This is a genomic window from Gilliamella sp. ESL0441 (assembly GCF_019469185.1).
Lineage (GTDB): Bacteria > Pseudomonadota > Gammaproteobacteria > Enterobacterales > Orbaceae > Gilliamella.
Genome location: NZ_CP048264.1, coordinates 1,171,828 through 1,195,615, shown reverse-complemented (window position 1 = coordinate 1,195,615; position 23,788 = coordinate 1,171,828). Strand labels below are relative to the sequence as shown.

Annotated in this window: 20 protein-coding genes; 9 read left to right on the top strand and 11 right to left on the bottom strand. The window is 34.5% G+C overall.

Annotated features, from left to right (window positions below; genetic code table 11):
• Positions 1-11: 11 nt before the first annotated feature.
• The 5 genes from GYM75_RS05290 to GYM75_RS05270 form a co-directional block, all read right to left on the bottom strand.
• Positions 12-830, bottom strand: coding sequence for a pyridoxal phosphatase (locus GYM75_RS05290; protein WP_220217118.1), 819 nt, complete (start codon positions 828-830; stop codon positions 12-14).
• A 123-nt stretch (positions 831-953) separates the two neighbouring features.
• Positions 954-1,559, bottom strand: coding sequence for a recombination mediator RecR (gene recR / locus GYM75_RS05285; RefSeq protein WP_220217117.1), 606 nt, complete (start codon positions 1,557-1,559; stop codon positions 954-956).
• Between the two features lie 129 nt (positions 1,560-1,688).
• Positions 1,689-2,372: a response regulator transcription factor gene (locus GYM75_RS05280; RefSeq protein WP_220217116.1), complete on the bottom strand. Its 684-nt coding sequence runs from the start codon at positions 2,370-2,372 to the stop codon at positions 1,689-1,691.
• Entirely contained in the window at positions 2,353-3,822 is a 1,470-nt protein-coding gene (locus GYM75_RS05275; protein ID WP_220217115.1) for a cell wall metabolism sensor histidine kinase WalK, read from the bottom strand. Before GYM75_RS05275 ends, GYM75_RS05280 begins: the two co-directional genes overlap by 20 nt.
• 7 nt (positions 3,823-3,829) lie before the next feature.
• Entirely contained in the window at positions 3,830-5,167 is a 1,338-nt protein-coding gene (locus tag GYM75_RS05270) for a VWA domain-containing protein (protein WP_220217114.1), read from the bottom strand.
• 304 nt (positions 5,168-5,471) lie between these two features.
• Here GYM75_RS05270 and apt point away from each other — a divergent pair, with 304 nt between their 5' ends.
• From apt to GYM75_RS05255, 3 genes are all read left to right on the top strand, one after another.
• On the top strand, positions 5,472-6,023 hold the full coding sequence (apt, locus tag GYM75_RS05265; RefSeq protein ID WP_220217113.1) for an adenine phosphoribosyltransferase: 552 nt from the start codon (positions 5,472-5,474) through the stop codon (positions 6,021-6,023).
• Positions 6,024-6,305: 282 nt separating this feature from the next.
• A complete protein-coding gene (ddaH, locus tag GYM75_RS05260) occupies positions 6,306-7,076 on the top strand; it encodes a dimethylargininase (protein ID WP_220217112.1) in 771 nt (256 codons plus the stop codon).
• Positions 7,077-7,121: 45 nt separating this feature from the next.
• Positions 7,122-8,531 (top strand): basic amino acid/polyamine antiporter, encoded by a 1,410-nt coding sequence (locus GYM75_RS05255; RefSeq protein WP_220217111.1) that lies wholly within the window; start codon positions 7,122-7,124, stop codon positions 8,529-8,531.
• A gap of 13 nt (positions 8,532-8,544) precedes the next feature.
• Here the strand turns inward: GYM75_RS05255 and GYM75_RS05250 are convergent, their stop codons facing one another.
• Positions 8,545-9,291, bottom strand: a complete 747-nt coding sequence (locus tag GYM75_RS05250; protein ID WP_220217110.1) for a tRNA1(Val) (adenine(37)-N6)-methyltransferase — start codon at positions 9,289-9,291, stop codon at positions 8,545-8,547.
• Positions 9,281-9,952: a deoxyribonuclease V gene (nfi, locus tag GYM75_RS05245; protein WP_255556869.1), complete on the bottom strand. Its 672-nt coding sequence runs from the start codon at positions 9,950-9,952 to the stop codon at positions 9,281-9,283. The genes GYM75_RS05250 and nfi overlap by 11 nt, the downstream gene beginning before the upstream one ends.
• A 54-nt stretch (positions 9,953-10,006) precedes the next feature.
• On the opposite strand from nfi, the gene GYM75_RS05240 reads away from it, so the two are divergent.
• On the top strand, positions 10,007-10,588 hold the full coding sequence (locus GYM75_RS05240) for a YigZ family protein (RefSeq protein ID WP_220217109.1): 582 nt from the start codon (positions 10,007-10,009) through the stop codon (positions 10,586-10,588).
• Between the two features lie 319 nt (positions 10,589-10,907).
• Here GYM75_RS05240 and GYM75_RS05235 read toward each other — a convergent pair whose 3' ends face one another.
• A complete protein-coding gene (locus GYM75_RS05235) occupies positions 10,908-11,150 on the bottom strand; it encodes a hypothetical protein (RefSeq protein ID WP_220217108.1) in 243 nt (80 codons plus the stop codon).
• Between the two features lie 665 nt (positions 11,151-11,815).
• Between GYM75_RS05235 and GYM75_RS05230 the strand changes: the two genes are divergently transcribed.
• Complete coding sequence (locus tag GYM75_RS05230) at positions 11,816-12,310, top strand: GNAT family N-acetyltransferase (protein ID WP_220217107.1); 495 nt, start codon at positions 11,816-11,818, stop codon at positions 12,308-12,310.
• Positions 12,311-12,363: 53 nt separating this feature from the next.
• Positions 12,364-13,098: a rhomboid family intramembrane serine protease gene (locus GYM75_RS05225; protein WP_220217106.1), complete on the top strand. Its 735-nt coding sequence runs from the start codon at positions 12,364-12,366 to the stop codon at positions 13,096-13,098.
• Between the two features lie 64 nt (positions 13,099-13,162).
• Here GYM75_RS05225 and lolE read toward each other — a convergent pair whose 3' ends face one another.
• From lolE to lolC, 3 genes are read right to left on the bottom strand one after another with little or no spacing between them, the layout of a single operon-like run.
• The gene (lolE, locus tag GYM75_RS05220; RefSeq protein WP_363317370.1) at positions 13,163-14,410 is read right to left on the bottom strand and encodes a lipoprotein-releasing ABC transporter permease subunit LolE; all 1,248 of its coding nucleotides are present in this window, start codon (positions 14,408-14,410) and stop codon (positions 13,163-13,165) included.
• A gap of 3 nt (positions 14,411-14,413) precedes the next feature.
• Positions 14,414-15,121: a lipoprotein-releasing ABC transporter ATP-binding protein LolD gene (gene lolD / locus GYM75_RS05215; protein ID WP_220217104.1), complete on the bottom strand. Its 708-nt coding sequence runs from the start codon at positions 15,119-15,121 to the stop codon at positions 14,414-14,416.
• Complete coding sequence (gene lolC / locus GYM75_RS05210) at positions 15,114-16,316, bottom strand: lipoprotein-releasing ABC transporter permease subunit LolC (protein ID WP_370632161.1); 1,203 nt, start codon at positions 16,314-16,316, stop codon at positions 15,114-15,116. Before lolC ends, lolD begins: the two co-directional genes overlap by 8 nt.
• A gap of 158 nt (positions 16,317-16,474) precedes the next feature.
• Between lolC and mfd the strand changes: the two genes are divergently transcribed.
• From mfd to GYM75_RS05195, 3 genes are all read left to right on the top strand, one after another.
• Complete coding sequence (mfd, locus tag GYM75_RS05205; RefSeq protein WP_220217102.1) at positions 16,475-19,942, top strand: transcription-repair coupling factor; 3,468 nt, start codon at positions 16,475-16,477, stop codon at positions 19,940-19,942.
• A gap of 411 nt (positions 19,943-20,353) precedes the next feature.
• On the top strand, positions 20,354-21,889 hold the full coding sequence (locus GYM75_RS05200; protein ID WP_220217101.1) for a YdgA family protein: 1,536 nt from the start codon (positions 20,354-20,356) through the stop codon (positions 21,887-21,889).
• Between the two features lie 218 nt (positions 21,890-22,107).
• Complete coding sequence (locus tag GYM75_RS05195) at positions 22,108-23,640, top strand: DUF945 family protein (RefSeq protein ID WP_220217100.1); 1,533 nt, start codon at positions 22,108-22,110, stop codon at positions 23,638-23,640.
• Positions 23,641-23,788 lie beyond the last annotated feature (148 nt).

The window sequence follows — 23,788 nt, the reverse complement described above, 5'->3', positions numbered from 1 at the left end:
TTTAACAAATACTATAAAAACAGTTTTTCAAGTTCACTCGCAATACTGGTACTGTTATTGTCACCAATAACATGGTCGGCTTTGGCTTTCACCTCTTCATCTGCGTTGCCCATCGCAATACCCAGCCCCGCCAACGTCAACATTGAAATATCATTATAGCTATCACCAAATGCGACTATTTCACTAAGATCGATATTTTCGTGTTTAGCCCAATGCATTAATCCATTTCCTTTAGTATTGCCCTTCACGGCGACATCAGCGCGATTCGACCAAGACCATTCGCACGAAAATTGATTAAGTGCTTCAACAGCATCCGAAAATTGTCGTAATGCAGGCAGATCATGACTACTTGTGGCAAATTTGTAAACCGCTCCTGCTTCGTCAATTACCTTATCAAAGCTATCTACTTTTTTAATCTCAGGTTGTAAAAATGATGGCAACGAATTTACCCATTTAAAAAAACCTTCTAAATGATCATCGAGCACTTCATAAGTCATCATTTGGTCAGTGTAAATAAGCGTATGAATACCATATTGATTGACCATATTAAGCAATGTTTTTGCTTGCTCTTTTGTCATGGGTTTACCGGCAAATGATTGCTGTTTTTCAAAATCATACAGGTAAGATCCATTACAACAAATAGCAGGTGTTGATAATTTAAGTTGATAATAATACGGATAAATAACAGAATGGTGACGACCAGAAACTAAAATAACTTTAACACCTTTGGCACTGATTTTTTCAATCATCGAAACTGTCTCAGGTAAAATTAGACGATTACTGGCAAGTAAAGTACCATCCATATCAAAGGCAACGGCTTTATACTTCATTTTATTCCTCTTTCTATCTTCAAATAACGATTCCTACACCCTTTTACATCATTCGATTTTGGCTAATTTAACGAATGATTTGGTAACTAATTAGCAAACACTAATGCTTAATCTACAACTGATTTACCATTCAATTTTTTGACGACCAACAAACGAGTGCGATAACGTTGTACCGTCTACCATTTCAAGTTCTCCACCAACTGGCACGCCATGAGCGATACGGGTTGCCGTTACATCAAACTCTGCACACATTTGAGCAATATAGTTGGCGGTTGCATCCCCTTCAACTGTTGGGTTCGTCGCTAAAATAACCTCACTGATCGTTTCTGAAGATAGTTTGTGCTTTAATAGATCCAGACCAATATCACTTGGACCAATACCATCTAAAGGAGAAAGATGACCTAACAATACAAAATAACGACCGCTGTATTGACCGGTTTGTTCAATAGCAACAATATCTGCTGGGGTTTCAACAACACAGAGTTGACCGCTACTTTGACGACGAGCATTGGCACAAATGGTACAAATGGATTGTTCCGTAAAAGTTCGGCACTCTTGGCAATGACCGATATTAATCATCGCTTCATGAAGTACATGAGCCAATTTAATACCGCCTTGTCGATTACGCTGTAATAAATGGAAAGCCATCCGTTGTGCAGATTTGGGACCAACGCCAGGTAAGCAACGTAATGCTTCCATGAGTGATTCTAATAATGGGCTAATTTGCATAAATTCGTTTAGTTATCAAAATAAATACATTTAGCGTTAATAATACCTCTTTTCAAGCTTTGATAAAACAACAATTACATCGCTTTTAAATTTCAATTCAGGCAAAACGATTTAATAAATCACCCGATTTTAATGTCGATAACCGACGCCATGAATGGTTTTAATTAAAACAGGATTCAATGGATCGAGTTCAATTTGTTTACGTAATTTAGAGATATGCTGATCAAGTGTTCGACTATTTGGTGAATAATCATATCCCCATACATAATCAAAAAGCATGTCCCTTGTCACAACTTGATTTTGATGTTGATACAGGCACGATATAATTTTGATTTCTCGAAGTGAAAGCTCGATTACTTGTTGATTACGTTTTGCACATAACTCGATTGGATAAACCGTCAAATCACCAAAATAAAAAAATTCATCGTTTATATGGTTAGCATGTTTTGATTTTAAATAGCGTTTAGCGATGGCTTTGATTCTTGCTCGTAGTTCATGAATGCCAAAAGGCTTACTCATATAGTCATCAGCGCCAAGCTCTAAACCAATAACGCGATCGATTTCTTCATCTTTAGCCGATAAAAAAAGAATCGGTATATCATCATCTAATTTTCGAATCTCACGACAAACACAATACCCATCCATTTCGGGCATCATAATATCTAAAATGATAAAATCAGGTTTATCATGTTTAAACAATTTAAGCGCAGTTTTCCCATTTTCAGCTTGAAGAATGGTATAACCTTCTTGTTGTAAAAGATCCGACATTCCTTTACGAATGTTATGATCATCCTCAGCGATTAAAATCTTCATGCACATGCTCCGTTAAAATTAATGAAAACGCAGTACCCGGATTTTCATTGGTTACCTTGATAGTACCCTGCAATTGCTGCGCTAATTGGTTGGCAATAGTAAGCCCAATTCCTGTTCCCGAAACGCCTTCGGTAATGGATGAATTTATCCGATAAAAGGGGTTAAAAATTTTCTTTAATAGATGCTTAGGAATACCACGACCATAATCCCGCACGGTGATAATAGTCTGATTATTTTGGGTCGTCAGTGATAAATCAACTTTTTTGCCATCTACAGCATATTTTTCTGCATTGCTTAAAAAATTACTTATGATTTGCATCACACTATCTTCATCGGTAAAGATAGTGTGATTTTTATTCGAATTTAAAATCAAATTCAGTTGTAAAGATTTTGTTTTAAGAACGGGATTGAAAGTTTGATAAACTCGCTCAATGAGCAACGTTAAATTAACGGCTTTAAAATTCTGTTTAGCTGGCTTGCTTAAATTAAGTACATTTTGCACTAAGCGAGTTAATCGCTGACTTTCACTGGTGATCACATCCAAATATTCAGGTACAGGGAAAGGTTCATCGGTTAACTGTTCTTTTAACATTTCTGAATAAAGTGTGATATTAGTTAATGGCGTTTTAAACTCATGTGAAACTTGCCCAACAAAGCTAACTTGTTGTTTAGCTAAACGAATCGCTCGTGTATATTCTCGATAAACATAACAAACGATACCAATAACTAACACAATAAACAAAAATAATATTCCACCCCCTAACCAATAAAAGGTAACAAAGTTTGGTGATGAATAATAATAAGTTAATTGCCAATTCTGTAGTGGATAGTCAAGCATCACATTAATGTCATTGATTGTCGAGTGACCATGAGCATAGATTTGTTTTGAACCCTCATAGAGACTGAAATTATCATCGATAGATTGATCTTCAAATAACCGAATAATATCTAACGCAAATTTAATCGTTGATAACTCAAATCCCTTGATAATGTTACCCTTTTTAGACCAAAAAATCAGATGATCATAAGACTGATACCAACCCGAGGTTGGCAGAGATAATTCATTCGACGAATTGGGGTTGATTAAAATTGCATTATCATACTTAATCGACTCAACAAATTTAACCCATTGCAGATCGTTACTATTACTGATATAAACAATGTTATTATGGCGAATTTCGAAAGCATTTTTAATATCTGATTGCGATTGTAACAGATTATCAAACGTACCGGCGCCCTTTTCCAAAAGTTGAATTAAGCTAATCAAATAAACGGAACGCTGATTTAACAGCGATTCAATCGATGATTTTATATTCTCCAATCGGCTTTGTGCTAACGATCTTTGCTGATGTTGACGCATTAAAACTTCATGTTCAATACTACGCCAACCAAGATAGCTAAGTGCCATTACAAATATTATACAAGAGAGAATCGCTGCTAATTTTTTCATACTTTCGTTATTTTTTAATTACACCCAGTTTAGTATTTTGTTGCTTTTCGGTCATTCCTTTACGATAAGCTTTGCTATTCGCATTTTCATTAACTGCATCTGCTGCCATTTTTTTATTCCATTTTATATCATCTAGCACTCTATCCGCATATTCTGGATACATATCAGCAACTACTCCAAGCCTATAACTGTTATCCTCTAGAATTTTCTGCGCAGCTTTTCGATCGCCTTTATTATAGAGTTCTAATGCTTTAACGCTATTTTCATTCACTTCTTGTATTTCAATCTCAGTAACGACATCTTGGCGCAAGGCTTTTTTTACGGCTTCCAGATTATCGGTATAAGCAAGTTTTACTGATTGTTTTTCTTTTTGAGTTTTCTTATCTAACAAATCATCATACACTAAATCAATTTCCGCTATTGTTCTTTCTTCGCCTACTTTACCTTGTGGTTGCTCGACCTCTAACAAAATATACTTTTCTTGATTAGAATAAATTTGATTCATTGTTACCGTTACTTGATTACCTTTGATTATGCCATCTCTACCTAATAAACGAACCGGTTTTACCCCATCTTTTAAATAGATATTGATCATAACATCTTGGGCAACCGTTGACATTACATCCTTGAACTCACGAACAAATACATTTTCAAGATCTAAAGAATCATTAACAAATACATGATTACCATCACTATAACTGGCAATTGATGACATCAATAATTCATTATAATCCTCACCGATACCAAAGGTACTGACAGAAATATTCTTTTTGGCGGCAATAATGGCAAGTTCAGAAAGTTCTTGAACAGATGTCGGACCAATATTCGCCTGCCCGTCCGATAATAAAATAATGCGATTCACATTATCTTTAGACAACTGTTTTTCAACTTGATAGATACCTTTACTTAATCCGGCAAATAACGCTGTGCCACCACCTGCAACAATATTTTCTTTTATTAAATTAATCAATTTTTGTTTATTGTTAACTTTGGTAGAAGGAATAATTACCTTTGCATCATTATCATAAGCAACGACAGATAAAGTGTCATTCTCATTAAGCATGTTAATGGCAAAGATAGCCGCCTCTTTTGCTTTAACAATACGATCACCTGACATCGAGCCTGAGCGATCAATTACTATTGCCAAATTAATGGGAACCCGTTTTGCAGAATCAAATTCATGGCCGGTTAACGAAATTTTTAAATAATTTTTCTCTTGGGTATTTTGCATAACAATTGGCGATGCAAGTTCCGAGCGAATTTCAATTTGCTTATTGACTTGTGCATGACTGCATAAACTTAATATTGAAAGCCCTGCTAATAGGACTGTTTTAATTAATTTCATTGTTTTTCCTTATATAAAAAGTTTATGTCATTATATTGATTTGATCATTCAAACTGTCAGATAGTTGTATTTAATTGTAAAAAGTTGTAAAAAATACCATTTTAGAACAGGAAAACGCCAATAAAATTTTCTTTTATAAAAAAACAGATCATCTCATCCCCACTTGCAATATATCAATCAAATGATGAACAATCGACCGATTTTACTGCATTGTTACGGTTTGTTTATTGCAAGCACAAAGAACGAAGGTATATAATACAAAATTAGCCATTCTTAAAAAGAGAATATTTAGAGAACATTTAATATGACTCAGTTACAAGAAAAACTTGCGCTTATCAAAAACAGCATTATCACCATTCCAGACTATCCTAAGCAAGGAATTTTATTTCGTGATATTACCAGTCTGCTTGAAGATCCTGTCGCATTTAGAACTTCGGTCGAATTGTTAATCGATCACTATCGAGATAAAAAAATCGATAAAGTTGTCGGTACTGAAGCGCGTGGTTTTATTTTTGCAGCACCAATTGCATTAGCGTTAGGCGTTGGTTTTGTGCCAGTTCGAAAACCCAATAAGTTACCACGTCACGTATTTAAAGAAGAGTATCAACTTGAATACGGAACCGATACACTTGAAATCCATTCAGATGCAATTAAACCAAATGAACGAGTACTGATTATTGATGATTTACTTGCAACAGGTGGAACGGTTGCTGCAACCGCTAAATTAATTCAAAAAGCAGGTGGTATAGCAGAAGATGCCGCATTTGTTATTAATTTACCTGATCTGCATGGTAAAACAAAATTAACCGATCTGGGTATCAACTGTTTTACCCTCGTTGATTTTGCCGGTGAATAATCTTAGTCTACTGGGGCGATGTTGTCGCCCTACTCATGCTACGAGCTAACTCCTCCCTTCACTTTTTGTCCATGTTGTATATCAACTTCGTTTTTATTCAATACTGATCGCCAACTACCACAACTGACGCTACGCAATAATACTCCATTTAAATCGACCACACGCCTAAAAAAGACGCCATCAAAAAGTGAATAAAAAATCAACTTAATGCTTGATTTACATTTTAATGTGAATTATTATTCAAAAATATCGCATAATTATTAAATGGGAAATAAATCAAACATGAAAAAATTTAGCCATATCATTGCCAGAACGCCTGCCAAATCCCTGATTCATGGATTAACTTCAGCAAATTTAGGCAAGCCTGATTATCAAAAAGCCTTAGACCAACACAATAACTATATCCGAGCCTTACAGCAATGTGATGTTGATATCACCCTATTACCCGCCGATGAACGTTTTCCAGATTCGGTCTTTGTTGAAGATGTTGCTCTGTGTACGCCACACTGTGCCATTATTACCAGACCAGGGGCAGAAAGTAGACGTAACGAGACTGAAATCATCATCGATACCATTGAACGATTTTACCCAAATAAAGTCGAAAAGATTACGGCTCCGGGCACGGTTGAAGCCGGTGATATTATGATGGTGGAAAATCACTATTATATCGGATTATCGGCACGTACTAATCAAGAAGGAGCTAATCAAATGATTGCTATATTACAAAAATATGGCTTAACCGGTTCGGTGGTCACGCTTGAAAAAGTTCTACACCTAAAAACAGGATTGGCTTATCTGGAAAACAACAATTTATTAGCAGCCGGCGAATTTATTACCAAACCCGAATTTCAACATCTGAACATTATTGAAATTCCTGAACAAGAAAGCTATGCCGCTAACTGTATTTGGGTTAATGATCGGGTCATCATGCCTGCTGGTTATCCAATCACTAAAGCTAAAATCGAAGCTTTAGGTTATCAAGTGATTGAGGTGGATACATCAGAATATCGCAAAGTCGATGGTGGTGTTAGCTGCATGTCATTACGATTTTAATTAAACGCTGCCAAAGCCGAATAAAACGCAAAATAAGACAAAATTATGAATACACCTACCCGTACAAAACTAGGCATACTTCCTTTAACCTTACTTGTGGTTGGCAGTATTGTTGGAAGTGGTATTTTTAGTTTACCGCAAAACATGGCTGAAGCGTCTGGTGCCGGCGCTATTTTAATTGCGTGGATCATAACGCTTTTTGGCATGTTAATGCTGACACGGATATTTCAGTATCTTTCGATTCGTTTTTATAAGATTAATGATGGTTTATATGGTTATGTCCGTGAAGGCTTTGGTGATTATATAGGATTCAACGCAGCTTGGGGATACTGGATATCTGCATGGATGTCGTGTGCCAGTTATTTAGTTATCCTATTTAGCGCGTTAGGATCATTTGATTGTTTTAGTTATTTTGGTAATGGCACAACCTTGCCAGCAGTCATAGTCGGACTTATCTTTTTATGGCTGGTTAATGCCCTTGTTCTAAAAGGGATTTATCATGCTTTCTTATTAAATTGCTTAGTTACATTAGCAAAAATTGTCCCGATTGGTCTATTTATTGTCTGCATTATTCTTGCTTTCAAGGTTTCAACATTCAAAATTGACTTTTGGGGAACGCCACAACTTGGCTCAATCGTGGATCAAATAAAGCATACTATGCTTTATACCGTTTGGGTTTACTTAGGTATCGAAAGCGCAACTGTTTATGCTTCACGAGCCAAAAACATTTTAAGCATAAGCCGGGCAACTTTTTTTGGTTTTGCGATTACCAGTTTATTGCTCATCTGTGTGTCTGTTTTGTCGCTGGGTATTGTTCCTCAACAAGAACTGGCTGCAATGAAAAATCCTTCAATGGCTTTAGTCATTGAGCATGTAGTTGGCAGTTGGGGAGCAACGTTAATTAATATTGGGCTGATTGTTTCGGTTAGTGGTGGATTATTATCCTGGTTAATGCTTGCCGCAGAAATGCTATTTTTAACCGGACAAGGCAATAATCATACCGTTGCACGCTGTTTTGGCAAATTAAATAAAAATGGCACGCCTGCCAATGCATTATACTTAACATCAAGCTTGATCAGCCTATTGATTGTGCTTGCACATTTCTACCATTCGGGTTATAACACTTTAATCCAATTATCGACTTCAATGGTACTGATACCCTATTTATTATCAGCACTATTCGTCTTTAAATTAGCCATAAAATCTCGCAAAGCTTACCTAATTTTTATTGGGGCTGCGGGATCGATTTATGGGGTATGGTTAATTTATGCTGGCGGGATGTCTTACCTATTATTATCAATGATACTGTATGCGATAGGACTCCTATTTTATTTATACGCACGCAAGCAGCGATCCCTATCTGCCTTCAGTTATGTTCATGACAAAATCTATTCAATCGCAATCATAATATTAGCCATTATTGCCGTTATGTATTTTTATGTCATACTGGATTAACTAACCCTTGGTGCTATTTTTGGAACAAATAAAAATCTGCTAATAGCGCTCTAAAAGCAGGCGAATACTGCCCATCATCACAACGCATACACAGTTGTTGTTCAATGACATGAGCATTAGGCTTTGTAGCAAACGCCATTAATGATAAAGAAAACTCTTTATCTGCCATGTATTTTACCTGCAACAATTGTTGTAAAAATAGATGATTTGATTCGCATAATTGCCTAAATTGATCTGCTAAATGATAAGGCAGCACCAAACAGAATAGACCGTCTGGCTTTAATAATCGTTTGACTGAATCAATAAGCTGTGTGTAGTTTAAACTTTCTGTATAACGGGCTAATTGCCTTTGGTTCGTTCGACAATCCACGGCCGACTCAAAATAAGGTGGATTGGTCACAATCAAATCATAGCTATTGGCATCATCCCTATTAAAATGATTCACATCCCCTTGTATTGTTGATATGGATTGAAAGCCTGCTTGTTGGCTATTTTGTTGACATTGGTTAACGGCTTGTACATCAATATCGATAGCATCAATTTGACAAGCTTGATGTTCAAGGCGTTGTGCAAGCATTAACGCAATCACGCCACAACCACAACCGATATCAAGCACCTTATGAGTTGAAGAAAAGATCGGAGCCCATGCCCCAAGTAAACAACTATCAGTGGTGATTTTCATCGGACTTTTGTCATGCGCAACAAAAAAGCGCTTAAACGTAAAGCCCCCTTTTTTTAACGATTGTGATTTATTTTGCATGGATAAATTTTTTAAATAACGGTTTATTCGACGCCACCGCATCCGCCCAGCGTGTAGGTTCAGGCAAACGATAACCACGTAAACATAAATTGACCCATTTCAACGCACTATCTTGGCTGATACGATGACCCGATGAAATAAATAACGGATTACAATTATTCTTGCTTTGTAATACCCAACCAATCTGTTGCTGCTTATCGGTGAGTGGTGTCATTTGACCGGCGACTTTAGGTAATGGATTATAATGACCGCAAAGACGTTTTTTAGCGACACCAATGGTTGGCATATCCAATAGTAAACCAAGATGACTGGCAATACCTAATCGCCTTGGATGCGCAACGCCTTGACCATCAACCAACAATAAATCAGGTTTATGTTCGACCTGCTCCCAAGCAGAAAGTAAAGCAGGATACTCCCGAAAAGATAAATAACCAGGGATATAAGGAAACTCGGTTTTTAATCGCGCGACATGATATTCAACCACATGAAAATCCGGATACGTTAAGATCACAATAGCGGCTCGGGTGATTTTGCCTTCATCTTCAAAGCCTACGTCGGTACCACCAATTAAAGTGATTGATGTATTAAAATCATCGGTTAGGTTTACTTGTTCAGCTAATTGCTGCTGGGTTAGTTTCAATTGTTCTAAATTAATAGACATTTTCTTTCTGCTGAGTATTATTAACGGCAATAAAATGATTTTACCAGAATTAGTATGCCATATACATTAGCAAATCCGACCGAACTGACAGAAGAAATTAAAAAAAGCCGCTTTATTGTCAATGCGGCGCCCGTTATTAATGCCCAGCAAGCAACGGATTTTATCGATCAAATTAGCGATCCTAACGCAACACATAATTGTTGGGCATGGAAAATCGGTCAACAGTATCGATTTAATGATGATGGCGAACCAACCAGCACCGCAGGACGTCCAATTCTATCAGCGATTGAAGGACAAGATTGTGATCAAGTAGTGGTGGTGGTAACTCGTTATTTTGGCGGAATCAAACTTGGCACAGGAGGCTTGATACGAGCCTATGGTGGGTCAGCAAGTCATTGTCTACAACAAGCAGAATTGATTGAACTTATTGCCCGAATACCTTTGCAGTTTCACTGCTATTATAATGAATGGTCAATTATAGAAAATCGCTTAAAAGAACTGGGTGCACTGATTGAAAATCAAGATTTTGATGCCATTGGGGTAAACGTCAATATTGCCATTACGCAAGACAAATTGCTTTCGCTACAAAAAAGCATCAGTGATATTACTCGTGGTAGAGTGATAATACCAGTATAAATCCTATTAATTTTTGTTGAATGTAAACATAGTCATAACATCACTCTTTTTCTAATATTGCTAAAGTTTTTTTATTAAAAAATGGTTGCTATGAAATTCTTAAGTTATCACTGAGCACTACCGATAACTCTATACTCTGAGCAAGCAAGAAATAAAGCGATATAGAATGTGTTTTTCATTCGTTTGCTGGTTTATCTCTGTGTATATAGGAAACACTAAATATGATTTTATTTATTTGCAAGAACATGCTTATCATATAAAAGATGACTTGCCCACCTTGAGTTAAGTGTTTATTGTTAAAACTCATTTATTTTTATTCCTAATGATCTAATATATCTGTTGTACTAGGTGGATTTTCTATATCAGACTTAGGTAAAATTTCCTCTCTCATATAATATTTTGAGAACATAGAATCAGGATGAGGAAAATCATTTTCTTTAATCCAATTATCTTCTTGTTTTTTAACAGATAAAGGATGTTTTTTATTAAAAATTAAGTACCATATCACCCCCCCCGCAATACTTATATATATAATCGAAAAAAGAATAGCTTTAATACTCATTTTTGATTTCTCCTTAATTTAGTTTTCTTTTTATTTATACTATCTTGAACAGGGTTAGGATCTTTGAACCATTGATCGGCTTATCCCTGTGTATACAGGGAACACTCTAATTATAACCTATTGTTTAATAATTAAAATAGGAGGGTGTAAAATTCTACCGATTTTTTGTTGCTTTTTTAGGCGATTATTTTTAATTCGCACTAGAGATATAATTTTATATTTATCATATAGTTAATTTCACTTTCGTAGTTTTTTACCGGTACTCTCTTTGGCAACTTTTCCAATGTACCGAGCAATTTTTCATAACAACGTAACATATTAATTTTTGACGGTTGATTTTAACGAACTACTGAAGGTTGATCTCACCATTGTTCCTCTGTTTTATTAGCTCTATACTGAACGTTATAACTATTAACACGCTGACAGAAGTGATAGTAAAAAAATAGTTTGGAGTTTGATCAATATATTAATTTTTTTGATCATTCAAAAAACGGTTATCCCTGCGTAAAAGAAGTACCTTATCTCCGCTGTTTTCCCGTATTGTTTTGTTATTCTTTTTTAAGTTCACCCAAATGACAATTGATTCTATTGTGATAATTAATTTGTTGTCTGTTGTACTTAATCTCATTACAATACCTTCCCTTATCCATTGACACATAATATTTATGATCACTTATTGCGATGCAAATTTAGATGATTTACCTTTCATTGTTGATGTCTACAATTCCACTATTGCCAGTCGGATGGTTACTGCGGATACTTCCCCTGTTTCTTTAGAAAGTAAATTGGCATGGTTTCATCAACACAATTCGAATAACCGACCTCTTTGGTTAATTAAATATCAAAATCAGTCTTGTGGTTGGATTAGTTTATCTTCGTTTTATGGGCGACCCGCATATTCTGGCACGGTTGAAGTAAGTTTATATATACATGAACATTTTCGAGGAAAAAAAATTGGGCAATATATGCTTGCTCAAATTGAAGAATATGCCCGCAAAATCGGTATCAACGTAATATTAAGTTATGTATTTGGACATAATATTCCTAGTATTGGTCTTTTTAATAAAATGCAGTATCAACAATGGGGATTTTTTCCAAAAGTTGCCGAACTTGATGGTATTAAGCGTGATTTAATCATTTTAGGGAAATCACTTATCTAAACGTTGTACATAACAAATAAGTTTTTCAATTTATTTAGAGGATACAAGTTTAAATGACCATTTTAAAAAATCTAATTTATTTAGGACGTCAAACCAAAGTTACAAGTTTATTAATCATTATTAATATTGTATGGTTTGCGATATCTCGTTTATCTTACCCCTTGAGTTTTGTCGATTCATTGAACGGCATTTTTTTTATTCGGTGGGGAGCAGATGTCTCACAATTAACATTTTCCGGTCAATATTGGCGAATGTTTACCTGCCTTTTTATGCATGTAAGTATTACTCATCTGGCAATGAATATGCTTGCACTATTCAGTGTTGGTAACATCTTAGAAAGACAAATACCTTGGTTTGCTTTTCTTGGAATTTATATCTTATCTGGCATAATCAGTAGTTTAACCAGTGATATCGCAACCATTAATAACAATGTAATTAGTTGTGGAGCATCAGGCGCAATTTTAGGCATTATTTCTGCTTTATTAGCTTACAGTCTGGTTAATCGAGAAAGTTTGAAAGAGATGCCAGTTAGAGCAATCATAGTAAGCTTAATTCTTACCGCTGGATTAGGTTTACTGCCATCAATAAATAACATGGCTCACTTAGGTGGTGCACTTGCAGGATTTATTCTAGGGGCTCTGATATCATTATTGATAAAATGGTTCTACTTTTCTACAAAATTAACATCTTTTCTTATTAGTATAGTGTTTATTGCTACTACAGGATGTATTTATCTGGTGTATGAACATTTTAAACTGCCAGAGATAATTCAACAAATATATAACTAAAAACTGTTAGGCGCTGATAGTATTATGAAACCCAGCGCCTTGATTTAAAGGACAAAAACACCAATCAAAAACTATTTAATATTTTGGCTGGTTCTATTTTACATGCCCTTCTTGCCGGATAATAACTAGCAATTAAACTTAGTAACATTGCAGTAACAAAAACAATTACGACATCAAAAAAATAAATTTGGGAAGGAAGAAAATCCACAAAATAGATATTACTGTTTAAAAACTTATGACCCAAAAGGGATTCAACACATTTCATAATGTTTGAAAGTTGCCAGGCTGACAATACTCCCAGGATTACGCCAAGTAAACTTCCCACTAATCCTGATATGACCCCATACCAAATAAAAATATTTCTAATTAAGCCATTTGTTGCGCCTAGCGTTTTTAATATTGCAATATCACGTTGTTTATCTTTTACAGCAATAACTAATGTCGACACAATATTAAAACATGCTACTCCAATAACGACTATCATAGCTAAATACATTATTTGCCTTATCATTTGGATATCGCGATACATAAAACCATAAGAGTTTTCCCAACTGGTGAATGAGATATCTTCATCAAGATTTAAAACAGCTCGACCAATAATTTGGCTAGCTTGATAAACGTGTTCAACATTAACCATTAACCCCGTGACACTGTCACCTATGTTTAATAATTTTTGCGCATCTGATAATGGTACTAAAGCCACATTATTACTTAAGCTACCATTCAAATCCAAAATACCAATTACCTGTAATCGCACTCGTTTAGGGGGTTTTAGTTGATTGGGATTACTTGAAACAGGAATCAGTAATGATACCCATCCGCCTTCTTTCACAGATAAAGTATTGGCTAAACCTGAACCAATAATAACTTGTTGGTTATCTGCTTTAAAAGCTTGCCATTTGTTATTCAGTACAAAATTAGGCAAGGTACTGATTGCTTTCTCCTGTTCAGGATCAACGCCTTGAACTTCAACAGCAGCTAGTTTGCTTCCATTTTCAATAAGCCCAGTAAAACTGACAAACGGAGCTGATGAAACAATATTTTTGGCACCTTTCAACTCCTTTTGAATATGTTTCCAATCATCCAAATTACCATATTGTGAATATAGTTGAGCGTGTGGCACTACTGATAATACACGATTGTTCAATTCTTTCTCAAAACCATTCATCGCACTTAAACCTATGATAAGTGCAGCGATACCAATCGCAATACTTAGCGTTGAGATAATCGATATTAAAGAAACCATACCACTCTTGCGGCGTCCTTTACGAAATCGTATTGCCGTCATTAAAGATAAATTCATAATGCTTATCCGCTAAAATAGGTTGTCTGTTAATTTACTCTCGGAAAGTTTTCCATCGCTCATAACGAGTTGTTTATCTAACTTTTTAGCTAAATTCAAATCATGTGTTACAACTAAAAATGCTGTACCTTGTTCTCGATTTAATTTTATTAGCAAATCAAAAATTGAATCTGCAGTTGATTTATCTAAATTACCTGTCGGCTCATCAGCCATCACTAGTGCAGGATTGTTAATTAAAGCTCGCCCAATTGCTACACGTTGACGCTCACCACCAGATAGTTCAGAGGGTCGATGATTAGCACGGTTAACCAAATTAACCGATTCCAACATTGCCATTGCGCGTTTTTTAGCCTCATTAGGCGATACCCCCCCTATCAACAATGGCATAACAATATTTTCGAGTGCGGTAAAGTCGGGTAATAAATGATGAAACTGATAAACAAAACCAATTTTTTGATTGCGTAATCGAGCTTTTTCTTTTTCAGTAAGTTGACTTAAATGCTGTGATTGAAAAGTAATCTCGCCAGATGTTGGTTTATCCAACCCGCCAAGCAGATGTAAAAGTGTACTTTTTCCTGAGCCGGAACTACCAATAATGGCTAATAATGATTGAGGATGAATATCAAATGAAACGTCTTTTAAAACCTCTGTCACCATTTTGCCTTCATTATAAGTCTTATAAAGATTTTTTGCTGAAAGAAGCGGTTGCAAATCATTCATAACGTAAAGCCTCGGCTGGTTGAATTTTGGCTGCACGATATGCAGGATATAAAGTTGATAATAGTGATAACATAAGTAATCCAATAATAATAAACACAATTTGCGTTGGTTCTATCAATGATGGTAGTTTTATCCCTGCAAATGACAGACCTAACGCTTGCATAATTTCATTCAAGTAATAAGCAAGAAGAAGACCCAAAACGCTACCTAATATAGTTCCAATTACACCAGATGTAGCCCCTTGAATCATAAAAATCGACATAATTTGAAACCGAGAAAGACCTTGTGTTTTTAAAATAGCCACTTCGCCCTGTTTTTCCATTACCAGTAAACTTAAGGAAGTGATAATGTTAAAAGCAGCAACTATTACAATGAGACTAATAAGAAGCCCCATTACATTTTTCTCCATCTTGATCGCTTGAAATAATTCACCTCGTTTTACTCGCCAATCTTTAAATTGTAACCCTTCGGGTAAAGAGGAATTTGTTACTTCAGCAATTTTTAGCGGTTTTTCTAAAAATAATCGCCAGCTGGTAATTGTATCGGCCGGATACCGTAGCAAATTTTTTGCATCATATTGATTAACATAAATTAGCGCTTGATTGATATCATGATTGACTGAAAACAAACCTGCAACATTAAAAAGACGTTGAGAAGGTATACGCCCAACCGGAGTGACTTGACTTGCATCAGTAACCATTAAACGGATTTTATCCCCCACACTAACACCAAGTTGATTGGCTAATGTTTGCCCTAAAATGACATTATACTTTCCAGCTTGTAAATCAGAAATCGAACCGCTGTAAATAAAATCAGTGATAGGATCACCTTCGTTAGGTTTAATGCCCATTAAGGTACTGACGGTGATACTGTGCTCACTTTGTAAAACAACATCACTGGTAACTAATTCTGTGACATGAACAACGCCTTTAAGTTTTTCAAATGGCGTACTCGGCGTGTTATTAACATTAACCCTTCCTTGAGAAGTCGTAATTTGCGCTTGTGGTAAAAATTTCAAAATACTATTTTGCATCTGATCTTCAAGACCATTCATTACCGATAAAACTAAAATTAAACCTAATGATCCCAGCAAAATACCAATCATAGATAACCATGAAACAAAGCGACCAAAACCATCAGTTTTTTGACCGTAAACATAACGAAGACCGATATAAAAGGCTAATGGACGAAATATTTTTGACATAAATTATTTATATACCTAAAACTTTTAATAAAGTTTTGCTAGTTAAATGCAAGATGCTTATCATACAGGATTAAACAGTTATAGAAAACAACCAAGTAATTACGTTATAATCTAACAATAATTTTGCTGCGAAATCAATAAAACTTATCATGTCGAAAATACTTAATATTTCAGATCTTATTCCACAAAAATCAGGTGAAATAAAACAGTTTGGTCAACTTGTAGGATCATCGCTTTCACAAGTATGTGCACAAGCTATTGCTGCATATGATGGATTAGTTGTCATTATCACAGATGATATGCAACAAACTACTCGTATTTATGAAGAGTTAAAACAATTTAGCGATTTTACGGCTTTTACATTTCCTGATTGGGAAACCTTACCTTATGATAGTTTTTCACCTCATCAAGATATTGTATCTGAACGCCTTTCTTGTCTTTATCATCTTTCGCATTTAAAGAAAGGCGCTCTGATTTTACCGATTAATACTTTGATGCAAAAAGTTTGCCCAAAAAGTTATTTAGGTGGGCATGTTTTTATCATGGAAAAGGGTTTACAAATTAGCCGTGAACATTTAAGAATGCAATTGGAAAATGCGGGTTATCGTTCTGTAAGTCAAGTTATGGAGCACGGTGAATATGCAACTCGTGGCGCACTTTTTGATATTTTTCCAATGGGTAGCAATAGACCTTATCGTATTGATTTTTTTGATGATGAAATTGATAGCATCCGAACGTTTGATGTAGACAGCCAACGAACACTTGAAGAAATCACAAAAATTGAACTTTTACCTGCTCACGAATTTCCATTTGATAGAGCAGCAATCGAGCTATTTCGCAGTCAATGGCGTGAAAAATTTGAAGTAAGATTAGAACCCGAAAGTATTTATCAACAAGTAAGTAAGCATATTTTACCGACCGGTATAGAATATTGGCAAGCACTGTTTTTTAACGAACCGCTAACAATGCTTTTTTCTTATTTTTTAGATAATACACTTATCATCAATACAATTGATATTGAGCGATTTGCTAACAAATATTGGCAAGATATTAATCAGCGATTTGAAAGTCGTAAAGTTGATCCAATGCGACCGCTTCTTGCTCCCTCAGTCATTTGGTCTAAAACAGATGAAATTTTTGCCAAATTTAAACATTATCCGCGGATGATCCTATCTAGTTCATCAATCAAAGAATCAACAAAAAGTATCAATTTACCATTTGTTGCTTTACCGGATATCGCAATTGAGATCCAACAAAAAGATCCTTATCGACAATTTAACCAATTTACTGAGCAATTTAATGGGAAAATCATCTTTTCGGTCGAATCAGAAGGTCGCAAAGAAGCACTACAGGAAATTCTAGGTCGAATTCGTATACATCCTACTCAAATTCACCAATTGGATGAACTAAATAATGTAGATAATCGCTTTTGCGTTATGATTGGTGCCAGCGAACAAGGTTTTATTGATCAACATCATCATTATGCTTTTATTACTGAAAATGAACTCTTTGGGCGACGCGTCATCCGTCGTAAAAAAGAGAGTAAACAAGCCATTAATACCGACAGTTTAATTCGTAGCTTAGCAGAGCTTACTCCCGGTAAACCCGTAGTACATTTAGAACATGGCGTAGGAAGATATGCGGGATTAACGACTTTAGAAACAGGGGGAATTACAGCTGAATATCTTATTTTGCTCTATGCCAACGATACAAAGCTTTATGTGCCTGTTTCATCACTTAATTTAATCAGTCGTTACTCAGGAGGCGATGAAGAAAATGCTCCGTTAAATAAGTTAGGAACCGATGCTTGGAGTAAAGCCAGACAAAAAGCAGCCGAAAAAGTGCGTGATGTCGCCGCTGAACTATTGGATATTTATGCTGAACGTGAAACGAAACCGGGCTATGAATTTAAGCAAGATCGGGATCAATATGAGTTGTTTTGCCAAGCATTTCCTTACCAAGAAACAGAAGATCAGCAAAATGCTATTGGCGCTGTTATTGGTGATATGTGTTCGCCTTATGCTATGGATCGGTTAGTTTGTGGTGACGTTGGTTTTGGTAAAACTGAGGTTGCAATTCGAGCTGCCTTTTTAGCCGTTATTAATCAAAAACAAGCCGCAGTTTTGGTGCCAACAACTTTACTTGCCCAACAACATTATGAAAGTTTTTGTGACCGATTTGCCAATTGGCCAATAAGAATTGAATGCTTGTCACGTTTCAAAACAGCGAAACAACAACAATCCATTATTCAGGCGCTTAGTGAAGGCAAAATTGATATCATTATTGGCACGCATAAATTGTTGCAAGAAGATGTGAAATGGAAAGATCTCGGGCTATTAATCGTTGACGAAGAGCATCGCTTTGGTGTTCGTCAAAAAGAACGTATCAAAGCAATGCGAGCCAATATCGATATTTTGACTCTAACTGCTACCCCTATTCCTCGAACATTGAATATGGCGATGAGTGGCATGCGTGATCTTTCAATCATTGCTACCCCACCTGCTCGTCGATTAGCAGTAAAAACCTTTGTCAGGGAATACGATGATTTAGTCATTCGAGAAGCAATATTACGTGAAATTTTGCGTGGTGGGCAAATTTATTATTTGCATAATGATGTCTCTGATATAAATACCGTAAGTGAAAAGTTAGCCGAATTGGTGCCAGAAGCTCGTATTGCTGTTGGTCATGGTCAAATGCATGAACGGGATTTAGAGCGAGTGATGAATGATTTTCATCATCAACGTTTTAATATTTTGGTTTGTACCACCATTGTTGAAACCGGCATTGATATTCCTAACGCTAATACGATTATTATCGAGCGTGCAGATAAATTTGGTTTAGCGCAATTGCATCAGTTGCGTGGTCGGGTCGGTCGTTCATATCACCAAGCGTATGCTTATTTATTAACACCTCACCCTAAATTATTAAGTAAAGATGCAAAAAAACGTCTTGATGCGATTGCCTCTTTGGAAGATTTAGGTGCTGGTTTTGCTTTAGCTACGCACGATCTTGAGATTCGAGGTGCGGGTGAATTGTTAGGCAGCGATCAAAGTGGGCAAATCGAAACTATCGGATTTAACCTTTATATTGAACTACTTGAAGATGCAGTAAAATCGTTGAAAGAAGGAAAAGAACCAACTCTTGAATCATTACTGACCAGTCAGCAAACGGAAGTTGAATTACGCTTACCTACATTAATTCCAGATGATTTTATTCCTGATGTTAACACTCGTTTGTCACTATATAAACGAATTGCCAGCATTGACCATTTAGATGAACTGACCGATATACAAGTTGAAATGCGTGATCGCTTTGGACAATTACCGGATGCAGTCCTATTTTTATTAGAAACAACCAAAATTCGCTATTGTGCCAAAGAGTTAGGCATTATTAAGATTGAATTTGGTGAAAAAGGTGGATTCATCGAATTTGGTAGCAAAAATACAATATCAATAGATTATTTGATCGAAATAATTCAAAAAGAACCAAAAAATTACCGTCTTGAGGGATCTAACCGTTTAAAACTACAAAAATCCGGTTTACAACGTACCGAGCGCATTGAATACATTAAAAGTTTGTTATCAGATTTTGCAGCGCACCAAGATAGAAAAGAGTGATCGAAAATCAATAATTAACCAAATTCTTATTAAATGCTATTTGTCTAAAGTTTTATAATAAGAATTTGGTGATTAATTGCAACCTAATTAGTCAACCTGTTTTAGTATAACTTGGAAATAGGATTTATCAGATAAAATGCTATAAATTTGTTAATTGAAAATTATCAATAGTGCCGCTTTAGTATTTAGTATTTAGCATAAATATACTCACACCATGTATTAGTTAAAAATTAACCATCATTAACATGTCAATAGATAAACCTTTTTCACCTACATAAATTGTCGCTTATCCCATAAAAATCGATTAAACTTAACCCCCCTAATGAAAATTAGGTTCTGAATAATATTAATAAAACTTGTTTTTGAATTAGAAACAATAATTTAAATATAATGAATTAAAAGAGAAAATCGATGAAGAAAAGTAAACTCGCTATTGGCATTATTGCATTGTTAGGAATTGGATATACTGGACTATCATGGCATACAGGTAATGTTATTGAAGAAAATGTTGATACATCTATTGAGCAATTTAATGAGCAGTTGAGTCGTAAACAAAAAGATTTTGATATTGTAATTAAAAAAAATAATTATCAAAAAAACATTTTTTCCACTAAATTGAATTTAAACATCGAGCTTATCCCTAAAAATAATCCTGATGAAAAAATTGATATTTTAACGAATGAAGAAATCACTATTCACCATGGTCCATTCCCATTGGCGGCTTTATTAAAAGGCACATTTTCCCCACAAATGGTTTGGATTGAAAATGAAATGAAACAACAAACATCACCAAAACTATGGGAACTTGCTGGAAACCAACCTTTTTATAGTGGTTATATCAGTATTAATTATGATGGTCTTATTACCAGTAAGTTTGAGTCAAAACCTATAAAGATTCTTGATAATAAAAGCAACATTAAACATACGTTAGATATTTCAAAAGGTAGTTTGATGTTTACGATAAAGAAAGATGAAATCCAAACGTTACCAATTTTTACATTAACAGTTGATAAATTAGAATATCATTCAGAAGATAAAACAAATGTAGTATTGAATAATATTAATGCAATTTATGAACTAAGCCAAAATGATTCAGTCAATCAGGTGAAATTAAATGCTGGAGTTGATAATATTGATATCGATGTAAATAACGATATGAATGCTCAAGCCAAAATAAATAATTTAAACATAAATGGTTTTTATGATATCGATATTGATTTAAAAGGAATTTATAAATTTAAAAATATTAGAGTCAACACCAAAATGGAAAAATTTAGCATTACTCCATCAAAGCAACATTCAGTTGAAATAAATAATATGTCATTCGATCAAGATTATAGACTAAATGAAAATAATACTATCAATGCATCAATAAGATCGGATATTGAATCAGTTTATTATGGTAAACAAAATTTAGGTTCTGGAGAATTAGCACTTGCTTATTCCGGCATTGATGCTCAGAAAATAGGCTATGCATTAGATCCTAAAGATAAATACATTTTAAATCCCCCTTCCAATGAAGATATAAAAGTATCCTTAGATTATTTTAGATGGAAAAATGCTGAAGGAAGTATTAACGCTAAAACAAACATAATTGCACAAAATGATATTAATTTCTCAGAAGAATTCGATATCGAGAAATTAAAAAATTTAAGTATTGACTTAAATATCCCTTTTAAAGTACTAGCTCGTCTTAATGCCCAACTAGACAGCACGAACCAAGATCTTGATGATGTAAGCGCAGAAAAGATGGCCAATGAGTACAATAATCTTGTCATGATGGCAAAAATGGTTCTAGGTAATAATCCTTATATCGATATCAAGGGGGATGAAGATAAAAATTTATCTTTACAGTTAGAATATGCGAAAGATCGAGAAGAAGTTATTCTTAACGGAAAACATATCAATAAAGAGAATTTCTTTAGGGGATTACAACATTTAAACTAATCAGATACGCTTATTACATGCCTATTTTGTTTGAGTAACAATAAAATAGGCATATTCAGATCATTCATTTAAATTTGTTCGATTATCCTTACATATTCTATTACAATAATTAACCATACGATTTGGCAAATAATATGTCACAATTTTAATTATTAAATAGACGGTTACATTATGATAACCATCGCAAATATATTAAATAGCGAAATAAGGGATGATGAATGAAGAAAAGTAGGTTAGCACTAGGAATAGTTACATTATTAAGTTTAGGATATATTAGTGCATCTTGGTATACAGGAAATGTTATTGAAAAAAATTTTGATCATTTATTGCAAGAAACAACACAAAAAATTAATGACAATCAACATTTATTTAGTATCGATATATCGAAAAATCATTATGAAAGAAGTTTATTTTCGACGACATCTCATCTGACAGTGACACTTACCTTCATTGATCCAAACGATGCTAAGGAACATCATCAAAAAATATTTGATGATAATATCAGCATTTATCATGGACCTTTTCCGATTGCAGCACTTGCTAAAGGGTCTTTTACACCTAAAATGGCTTGGTTCGAATACGAGATGGAAGAACAAACATCTCCTATACTTTGGAAATTATCCGGTAACAAACCTTTTATTACAGCGCATGGTGGTCTTAGTTATGGAAATTATCTAACGATAAAATTAATGAATAAAGCCATTAGCGCAACAAAATCAGAGTTAGATGCATTAGAAGGAAAACTGGATATTTCAGAAGGAGATTTTATTGTTGAAGCGAATCCAAAACAAACTTTTGTTTCGACAGCAAAATTTGATAAATTAAATTATATGCTAAATAATGATAACTATATTTCATTAGATTCTTTTAATATTTCAACAGCCCCTACTCCAGATGGTTCTGGGGTAAGTTATAAAATATCAGCTGAAAAGATACAAGCTAACATCCTTGAATATTACATCTCTGGTTTGGAAATCCAAAATTTTGAAAACAATGGAAACTATACTTTAAACAATAAAGATATTTTAACTGCTAATAGCAAAACAAGTATTGATAAAATAAAAATCAACTCAACAAATTTACCTTTCATTAAACTACCTGCGGTTGAAATAGATAATTTATCAATCACTCAGGACAATTATTTAAATTCACAAAATAGCATAAACGGATTGATAAATACTAATATTGGCTCGTTAAGTATGGGTAAACAAAATTTAGGAGCGGGAGTTTTATCACTAAATTATGAAGGAATAGAGAAGACATTTATGGGCTATCCCATCTTTTCATCTTCTGAAAAAGAGGAATCAGCGACTAATTCCCCCGTTGATTTTAAATTTTCATTAGATAATTTTAATTGGCATAATGATGAAGGCGACATACAAGCTAAAGCTTATATTGAGTTGCTAGATAATAAAAAATTAACGTTAAATACCGATTTTAACCAACTTAAAACGTTTAAATTAAAATTTGATGTACCGTTTAAAGTATTAGCTCGCCTGCTAACTCAATTTCAGTATTATAGTGATGAAAATATCTCTCCTGAAGAATTTAAGAAAACATATCGAAATTTGACATTAATGGAAATAATTTTTCTTCGAAAAAATCCTTTTTTAGTTTTCAGTAATAATGATAACGATAAAGGGTTTTATACTGATATTGATTATGACCAAAACCGTGAAGAGGTCTTAATTAATGGAAAGGAAATAAGTAAACATGATTTTTTTAACAATCTTAACAAACGTCTGCCTTAATGAGTCAGTGACTAACATGTAGCCAATAAATTGGTTACAATTTTAGATTCAGCAAAGTGATATTAGCAGTAAGATTTTTGTTGATAGTAACTAGTTTAATTTAAATAATTTGGGCAAACCTAATCTATTTCTTTTCTTGTAAGTTATT